The sequence below is a fragment of the Nocardia sp. JMUB6875 genome (genome assembly GCF_041154655.1).
In the GTDB taxonomy this organism is placed as follows: domain Bacteria; phylum Actinomycetota; class Actinomycetes; order Mycobacteriales; family Mycobacteriaceae; genus Nocardia.
Genome location: NZ_BAAFGR010000108.1, coordinates 20,963 through 28,299, shown reverse-complemented (window position 1 = coordinate 28,299; position 7,337 = coordinate 20,963). Strand labels below are relative to the sequence as shown.

7 protein-coding genes are annotated in these 7,337 nt (G+C 69.5%); 4 read left to right on the top strand and 3 right to left on the bottom strand.

The features are described from left to right. Together ACAM49_RS25545 and ACAM49_RS25540 are read right to left on the bottom strand one after the other, a co-directional pair. Window positions 1-794: chorismate-binding protein (locus tag ACAM49_RS25545; protein ID WP_369638098.1), on the bottom strand; the 794-nt coding region annotated here is incomplete at its 3' end. Window positions 795-942: 148 nt separating this feature from the next. Continuing rightward, window positions 943-1,431: a universal stress protein gene (locus ACAM49_RS25540; RefSeq protein ID WP_369638097.1), complete on the bottom strand. Its 489-nt coding sequence runs from the start codon at window positions 1,429-1,431 to the stop codon at window positions 943-945. A gap of 245 nt (window positions 1,432-1,676) precedes the next feature. Here ACAM49_RS25540 and ACAM49_RS25535 point away from each other — a divergent pair, with 245 nt between their 5' ends. Further along, on the top strand, window positions 1,677-2,117 hold the full coding sequence (locus tag ACAM49_RS25535; protein ID WP_369638096.1) for a hypothetical protein: 441 nt from the start codon (window positions 1,677-1,679) through the stop codon (window positions 2,115-2,117). 18 nt (window positions 2,118-2,135) lie between these two features. Continuing rightward, on the top strand, window positions 2,136-3,470 hold the full coding sequence (locus tag ACAM49_RS25530) for an ADP-ribosylglycohydrolase family protein (protein ID WP_369638095.1): 1,335 nt from the start codon (window positions 2,136-2,138) through the stop codon (window positions 3,468-3,470). A gap of 67 nt (window positions 3,471-3,537) precedes the next feature. On the opposite strand, the gene ACAM49_RS25525 is transcribed toward ACAM49_RS25530, so the two are convergent. Continuing rightward, window positions 3,538-4,860: an acetyl-CoA C-acetyltransferase gene (locus ACAM49_RS25525; protein ID WP_369638094.1), complete on the bottom strand. Its 1,323-nt coding sequence runs from the start codon at window positions 4,858-4,860 to the stop codon at window positions 3,538-3,540. A 175-nt stretch (window positions 4,861-5,035) separates the two neighbouring features. On the opposite strand from ACAM49_RS25525, the gene ACAM49_RS25520 reads away from it, so the two are divergent. Together ACAM49_RS25520 and ACAM49_RS25515 are read left to right on the top strand one after the other, a co-directional pair. After that, a complete protein-coding gene (locus ACAM49_RS25520; RefSeq protein ID WP_369638093.1) occupies window positions 5,036-6,394 on the top strand; it encodes a 3-oxoacyl-ACP reductase in 1,359 nt (452 codons plus the stop codon). Next, window positions 6,391-7,260, top strand: coding sequence for a MaoC family dehydratase (locus tag ACAM49_RS25515; protein WP_369638092.1), 870 nt, complete (start codon window positions 6,391-6,393; stop codon window positions 7,258-7,260). The genes ACAM49_RS25520 and ACAM49_RS25515 overlap by 4 nt, the downstream gene beginning before the upstream one ends. The last annotated feature ends 77 nt before the right edge of the window (window positions 7,261-7,337 follow it).

The following is a 7,337-nucleotide window of genomic DNA, read 5'->3' as shown; positions in this document are numbered from 1 at the left end:
AGGACGGCCAGGTCGAGGGCGGTGGTGGCGGGTTCGCGGAGCTCGCCGCGGATGGGGGTGGCCAGGTGCCAGACCTCGGGGGTGGAGAGCAGTTCGGGGCCGTCGGGGATGGTGAGTTCGGAACAAACCGGGGCCAAGCGCTCGCGGATCCAGTCGATGACGTAGGCGTGCTCGTCGCGATTCTTGGTGCTGGCCAGCAAATCTCGGGCTTGGGCCGCGTCGGCGTCCGGATCGGCGAGCCGGGGCAGGGTGCCGGCCAGCGGGCGCAGGGTGACGGCGCGGCCGCGGCGGGAGACCAGGACTTCGGGCGTGGCGCCCAGCAGCGTTTCGCCCGGCCGCCCGGCGGGGGACAGGTCGACGGCGTAGACGGCGGCGCGCGGATGCCGGGTCACCAGGTGCGCGGCGATCACCTCGGGCTCCAGGGGGGCGTCGGCGGCGGCCACCAGCGACCGGGCCGCCACCACCTTGCGCAGCGGCTGCCCCGGATCGGCCAGTTGCTCCACCAGCTTGGCGACCCGCGCGACATGTTCTGCGGCACTGGGCATTTCGAGCACCACCCGGACACCGGGCAGCTCCGGCAGGGCGGCGGGCCGCCACGGTCCGGCGGTGTGCTCGGCCCGTTCGGGTGCGACCAGGGCGGCGGGACGGCGCGGATCGAAGGGCAGTGCGCCGACGATCAGCTCCGCCGCGCCGGACCGCAGTGCCGCCGCGGCCGCCGCCGGCGCATCGAACGTGGTGCGAGTGCCCGAGGTGCGTAAGACACTGTCCGGCGTCGCGAGCAGAAATCCGTCCATGATGCTTCGACCATAGTCCCGTGCGCGGGCGCCGAGCCCCGGGGAGCGACGCAAGTCTCACCCGGTCACGCCGGTGTTGCCGGGTATTTCCTTGCGTCCCAGTGACTTTCCCGCAACGTGAGCGGCCCCACCCGTCCCGGTCGGGCCGTCACCCGTGTTTGGCGGCGGGTTCGCGGCCGGGCGGCACCATGAGTACCGGACGGTGGCAATGCTTGAGCACCGCGTCCGCGACGCTGGAATGCATGAGGGCGCGGATGCCGGTGGCCCCGCGCGTGCCCGCCACGATGATGTCCACATCCAGGTCGTCGGCCACCTCGACAATGGCGTTCCAGATGGTGGTGGTGCACTCCGCGGTGCGCGCCTCGGCGTTCAGACCTGCCAGTTTGGCCAGGCGCACGCCCTCGGCATTGATATTCCGGGCGTCGACCAGCGCGACGTCCTCGATCTCGTCGTCGGTCATCCATTCCGGCTGCATGACCCCCGACAACCCCGACAAGCGCGCGGCCTGGCGCACCATCGGCTCCCACGCGGTCAGCACCACGGCTCGATTCGCCGCCAGGAACCGGCCCGCGTATTCGACGGCCCGCCGGGCGTTCTCGGAACCGTCGTAGGCGATCAGCATCAAATCGCAGGGCATGACGTACCTCCTGGTGGGACGTCTGTCTGTACCCCCGAGGCTACCCCCGAAACCGACCGTTCAGCGGACTTGGCAAGGCCGGGCACGTCGCAAGTTCTCCACAGTTCGCCAACGATTTACCCAAACCGGTGGTGCGCCGGTGGTTCCGGGTTTTCACTGAGATTGTCGGCCGTAGCAGTCGCGTTCGCCGACGTTCGACATCGCCGTCGTTGGAGCTGGGCCCGAACGAGGGGTGGATTGTGCGGTTGGACGAGCTGACGACCCCGCAGGAGTGGGCGCGTGTATACCGCTCCCTGTTCGGTCTCCCCTACGTGCACGTGACCACCCCGGGATTCGTGGTGCTACCGCTGGTCGACACCATCGCCGCCTTGAACACGCCGGAAACGTTGGGGGGCTTGATACTCGACGAACTGGTCGCCCGCGGCATACCCGGCCCGGTGCTGGTGCGGGACAAGCCGCCGCGCCGCACCTTCCTGGCGGTCTTCGACGGCTATCCCTCCGATGAATGCCTGGAAGTGCTGGAGCGCAACAGCATCGACATCGGACCGCATCGCAGCAATGTCATCCTGCCCACCGGCTTCGGCCGCCACACCCACGAGGGCCGCTGGTGGGCGCGCCCACCCGAACGCGACGAATCCATGCCCCTGCTCTCCGAGGTGGTCGCGGCCACCCAGGCGGTGTTGTGAACTCATACGGAAGGTGTTGTGACCATAGAGGCGGCCTTCTTCGGCCATCACGAGGCCGATCCGCGGGCCCTGCTGTACTACGAATGGTGTCAGCGCACCGAATCCGGTTACTCGGTCGATGATTTCGCGGAGGAAGTGCGCGACCTGACCCATACCGAGCAGACCGTCCCGGCCCTGTGCTGGCGGCTGCTGGACCGGATCGAACGGGCGCCTCGATTGCCGGACTGGCCGTACACCGAATGGGTGGACGCGCCGTGGAGCGCGAATCTTCCTGATGCGGAACAGGATCCGATGCCGGGGATCCCCGAGACGGAGCTGCTGGACCGGATCCACGGCGGCTGGCTCGGCCGCTGCGTCGGCTGCACGCTCGGCAAGCCGCTGGAGAACGGTTTCGTCTGGACACCCGAGAGTATCCGCGCCTATCTGGAGCCGTTCGGCGCGTATCCGCTGCGCGACTACGTGCCGGTCGCCGATCCGGTCCCGCCGGAGATCACCAGCCGGAGGGATTGGCGCGCAGCCACTCTCGGCGGCATCGACGGCTGCCCGCGCGATGACGACATCGACTACACCATTCTCGGCCTGCACCTGCTGGAGCGGCGCGGTCCGGGCTTCACCGCCGACGACGTCACCGACCTGTGGCTCGAACGCCTGCCGTTCCTGCAGACCTACACCGCCGAACGCGTCGCCTACCGCAATCTCATCGACGGCTACGCCCCGCCCGACACCGCCACCTATCGAAACCCCTACCGCGAGTGGATAGGCGCGCTCATCCGCGCCGACATTCACGGCTACACCCATCCCGGTCAACCCCGCCGCGCCGCCGTGGCGGCCGCGCGTGAGGCCTCGGTCTCCCATGTGGGCAACGGATTATGGGCCGCCATGTGGTCGGCCGCCCTGGTCGCCGCGGCCTTCACCACCCCGGTCCCCGCCGCCGCCCTGACCGTCGCGGGATCGGTCATCCCGGCCAGGTCCCGCCTGGCCGTGGCCCTGTCGGAGGTGCTCGACGATCACCGCCGCGGCTACTCCTGGGAGCAGGCCGTGGCCGCCGTCCGCATCCGCCACGCCCACTACAGCTGGGTGCACGCCGTCGGCAACGCCTGCCTCATCGCCGCCGGATTGCTGTGGGGCGGAGGGGATTTCACGCGGACGATCGCCCTGACCGTCGAGGGCGGTTGGGACACCGACTCCAATGGCGCGACCGCGGGTTCGGTGGCGGGCATCCTCACCGGAGCCGCCGGGATCCCCGCCCACTGGATCGCCCCGTTCCACGACACCGTCCGCAGCGCGGTCACCGGCTACGACGCCGCCCGCATCTCCGACCTCGCCATCCGCACCCGAAACCTGGTGGCTTGAAATCGAATCGGACCCTGGAACGACAAAGGCGGTGTCCCGGACCGGGACACCGCCTTCGAACGGGGTGCTAGCGCTCGACGATCGCGACGACGCCCTGGCCGCCCGCGGCACAGATGGAGACCAGCGCGCGGCCGCCGCCCTTCTCGGCCAGCTGCTTGGCGGTCTGGGCGATGATGCGGCCGCCGGTGGCGGCGAACGGGTGGCCCGCGGCCAGCGAGGAGCCGTTCACGTTCAGCTTCGACCGGTCGATCTTGCCCAGCGCGCCGTCCAGGCCCAGGCGCTCCTTGCAGTACTGGTCCGACTCCCACGCCTGCAGGGTGGCGAGCACCACCGAGGCGAAGGCCTCGTGGATCTCGTAGTAGTCGAAGTCCTGCAGCGTCAGGCCGTTTCGGGCCAGCAGGCGCGGCACCGCGTAGGTGGGGGCCATCAGCAGGCCGTCCGGGCCGTGGATGTAGTCCACCGCGGCGACCTCGGAGTCCACCAGGTAGGCCAGCGGCTGCAGGTTGCGCGAGGCCGCCCACTCCTCGGAGCCCAGCAGCACCGCGGACGCGCCGTCGGTGAGCGGGGTGGAGTTGCCCGCGGTCATGGTCGCGTCACCCAGCTTGACGCCGAAGACCGGCTTCAGGGTCGACAGCTTCTCGATGGTGGAGCCCGGGCGCAGGTTGTCGTCGCGGGTCAGGCCCAGGAACGGGGTGATGAGGTCGTCCATGAAGCCGCGGTCGTAGGCGGCGGCCATGTTCTTGTGCGACAGGTAGGCCAGCTCGTCCTGCGCCTCGCGGGAGACGCCGAACTCCTTGGCGGTGATGGCGGCGTGCTCGCCCATCGAAAGACCGGTGCGCGGTTCGGCATTGCGCGGGATCTCGATGCCGACCATCGAGGGGCGCAGGCGGCCGACCAGCTTCACGTAGTCGGAGTTCTTCTTGGCGCGGTTGGCGTCGAGCATCCACTCGCGCATGCCCTCGCTCACGCCGATCGGCGCGTCGGAGGTGGTGTCGGTGCCGCCGCCGACGCCGTTCTCGATGCGGCCCAAGGCGATTCCGTCGGCCACGGTGACGATGGACTGCAGGCCGGTGCCGCAGGCCAGCTGCAGGTCGTGGGCCGGGGTGTAGGGCGAGAGGGTGGAGCCGAGCACGCTCTCGCGGATCATGCCGTGCTCGCCGACGCGCTTGAGCACCGCGCCGCCGACGACCATGCCCAGCCGCTCGCCCTGCAGGCCGAAGCGGGAGACCAGGCCGTTCAGCGCCGCGGTGAACATGTCCTGGTTGGAGGCGTGGGCGTACTTGCCGTCCGAACGAGCGAACGGGATGCGGTTACCGCCGAGGATGGCAACCGGGCGCGCCTGCTTGGTGGTCTTGGCCGCGGCCTTCGCCGAACGGGCTTTGGTGGTCACTCGAGTCTCCAGTGTCTCGTCGGTGGGATTTCCGCCACGCGCTGTCCCCTCGGGGTACGCGTCACTCGGTTTACATTAAACTTACTCTGGAGTAAGTTCATTTGTCGACACCGTACCGCGCATGTGTGCGCAATACCGCTTTTGGCGGGCCGAAACCAAGGAGAAGGTAGGAAACGTGGCTGCCAGCAAGAGCAAGGGCGCTCCCAACCTCTACGGATCTTTCGTTCACTCCGCCCCCGGCGCGTTCCTGGCCAGCAAGCTCGGCCTGCCGCAGCCGGAGACCCTGCGCCGCTACAAGCAGGGTGAGCCCGCGCTCCCCGGCCCGGTGCTGCTGGGCGGCAAGGGCCGCGTCGCCGACGCCGTGCGGAACCTGCTGGGCGACTACACCTTCGTGGACTCGGTCACCCCCGGTGTGAAGTTCGGCGCCCTGGTGTTCGACGCCACCGGCATCAAGACCATCGAAGAGCTCGAGCAGCTGTTCCAGTTCTTCCAGCCCGCCATGCGCTCGATCGCGCCCTCGGGTCGCGTGCTTGTCATCGGCACCACCCCGGAGCTGGCCGGTTCGGTCGACGCCCAGATCGCGCAGCGCGCGCTCGAGGGCTTCACCCGCTCGGTCGGCAAGGAGCTGCTGCGCGGCGCCACCTCCAACCTGGTCTATCTGCACCCCGAAGCCGCCACCGCCGCAACGGGTCTGGAGTCCACCCTGCGCTTCGTGCTGTCGGCCAAGTCGGCCTTCGTCGACGGCCAGGTCTTCCGGGTCGGCAAGGATGACGCCACCGCCCCCGCCTCCTGGGACAAGCCCCTGGAAGGCAAGGTCGCCGTGGTCACCGGCGCCGCCCGCGGCATCGGCGCGACCATCGCCGAGGTCTTCGCACGTGACGGCGCGACCGTCATCGTCGCCGACATCCCGGCCGCCGGTGAGGCGCTGTCGGAGACCGCCAACAAGGTCGGCGCCACCGCCCTCGCCCTCGACGTCACCGCCCCCGACGCCGCCGAGAAGCTGGCCGAGTTCGCCACCGGGCGCTTCGGCGGCATCGACATCGTCGTCCACAACGCCGGCATCACCCGCGACAAGCTGCTCGCCAACATGGACGAGGGCCGCTGGAACTCCGTGCTCAACGTGAACCTCGCCGCACCGCACCGCATCACCGAGGGCCTGGTCGCCAAGGGCGCGCTGCGCTCCGGCGGCCGCGTCATCGACGTGTCCTCCATCGCGGGCATCGCGGGCAACCGCGGCCAGACCAACTACGGCGCGTCCAAGGCCGGTGTTATCGGCATGGTGAACGCCGAGGCTCCGAAGCTGGCCGAGAAGAACATCACCATCAACGCGGTGGCCCCCGGCTTCATCGAGACCGCCATGACCGCCGCCATCCCGCTGGCCACCCGCGAGGGCGGCCGTCTGCTGTCCTCGCTGCTGCAGGGTGGTCAGACCGTGGACGTCGCCGAGACCATCGCCTATTTCGCCTCCCCGGCGTCGAACGCGGTGAACGGCAATATCGTTCGCGTCTGCGGCCAGGCCATGATCGGAGCATGATGACCCAGACCATCAACCTCACCGAGGTGCCCAAGAACAGCGGCCTGTTCGTCAAGGCCGCCCTGGGCGCGCTGCCGGTGCCGGGTCTGTCCAACCGCAAGCCCACCCTGCCGGACCGCACGGTCCGCCTCGAGGGTTTCAAGGTCGATCCGGACCACCTGGCCGCCTACTGCCGGGCCACCGGCCTGCGCTTCGGCGACGCGCTGCCGCTGACCTACCCGTTCGTGCTCAGCTTCCCGCTGGCCATGCAGCTGGTCGTCGCCCGCGACTTCCCGTTCGTGGCCGTCGGCGCGGTGCACGCGGAGAACGTCATCGAGCGCACCCGCGAGATCTCGGTGTCCGAACCGCTGGACTTCGAGACCCACATCGAGAACCTGCGCGAGCACCCCAAGGGGCTGCTGGTGGACGCGATCACCGAGGTGAACGTGGGCCGGGAACTGGTGTGGCGCCAGGTCACCACCTTCCTGCACCAGCAGCGCACCTCGCTCTCGGGCGGGCCCAAGCCGGAGCCCAAGCCCGACGAGGTTCCGCCGCCGCCGCTCAAGGCGCTGCGCGTCGATCAGAAGATGATCAACCGCTACGCCGCGGCCTCCGGCGACCACAACCCGATCCACACCTCGGCGCTGGGCGCGAAGGCCTTCGGTTTCCCGAAGCCGATCGCGCACGGCATGTGGTCGGCCGCCACGGTGCTCGGCGCGCTCGAGGGCCGGATCCCCGAAAAGGTCACCTACGGCGTGAAATTCGGCAAGCCGATCTTCCTGCCGTCCACGGTGAACCTCTACGCGGACCAGGTGTCCGAAGGGTGGGACATCTCCTTGAAGAACCCGAAGAAGGGCTTCCCGCACCTGACCGCTACGCTGCGCTGAAAGTGACGAGCGTCGTGTCACCCGAGAATTCGGGCGGAGCCACCTAGGCGGTCCGCCCGAAGGGGGTGATAGAGCCG

What these genes read in the sequence shown, in the direction of transcription:
- ACAM49_RS25540 (WP_369638097.1), bottom strand. Translation starts at nt 1,431, where the DNA reads ATGCCCTGCGATTTGATGCTGATCGCCTACGACGGTTCCGAGAACGCC.
- ACAM49_RS25515 (WP_369638092.1), top strand. Translation starts at nt 6,391, where the DNA reads ATGATGACCCAGACCATCAACCTCACCGAGGTGCCCAAGAACAGCGGC.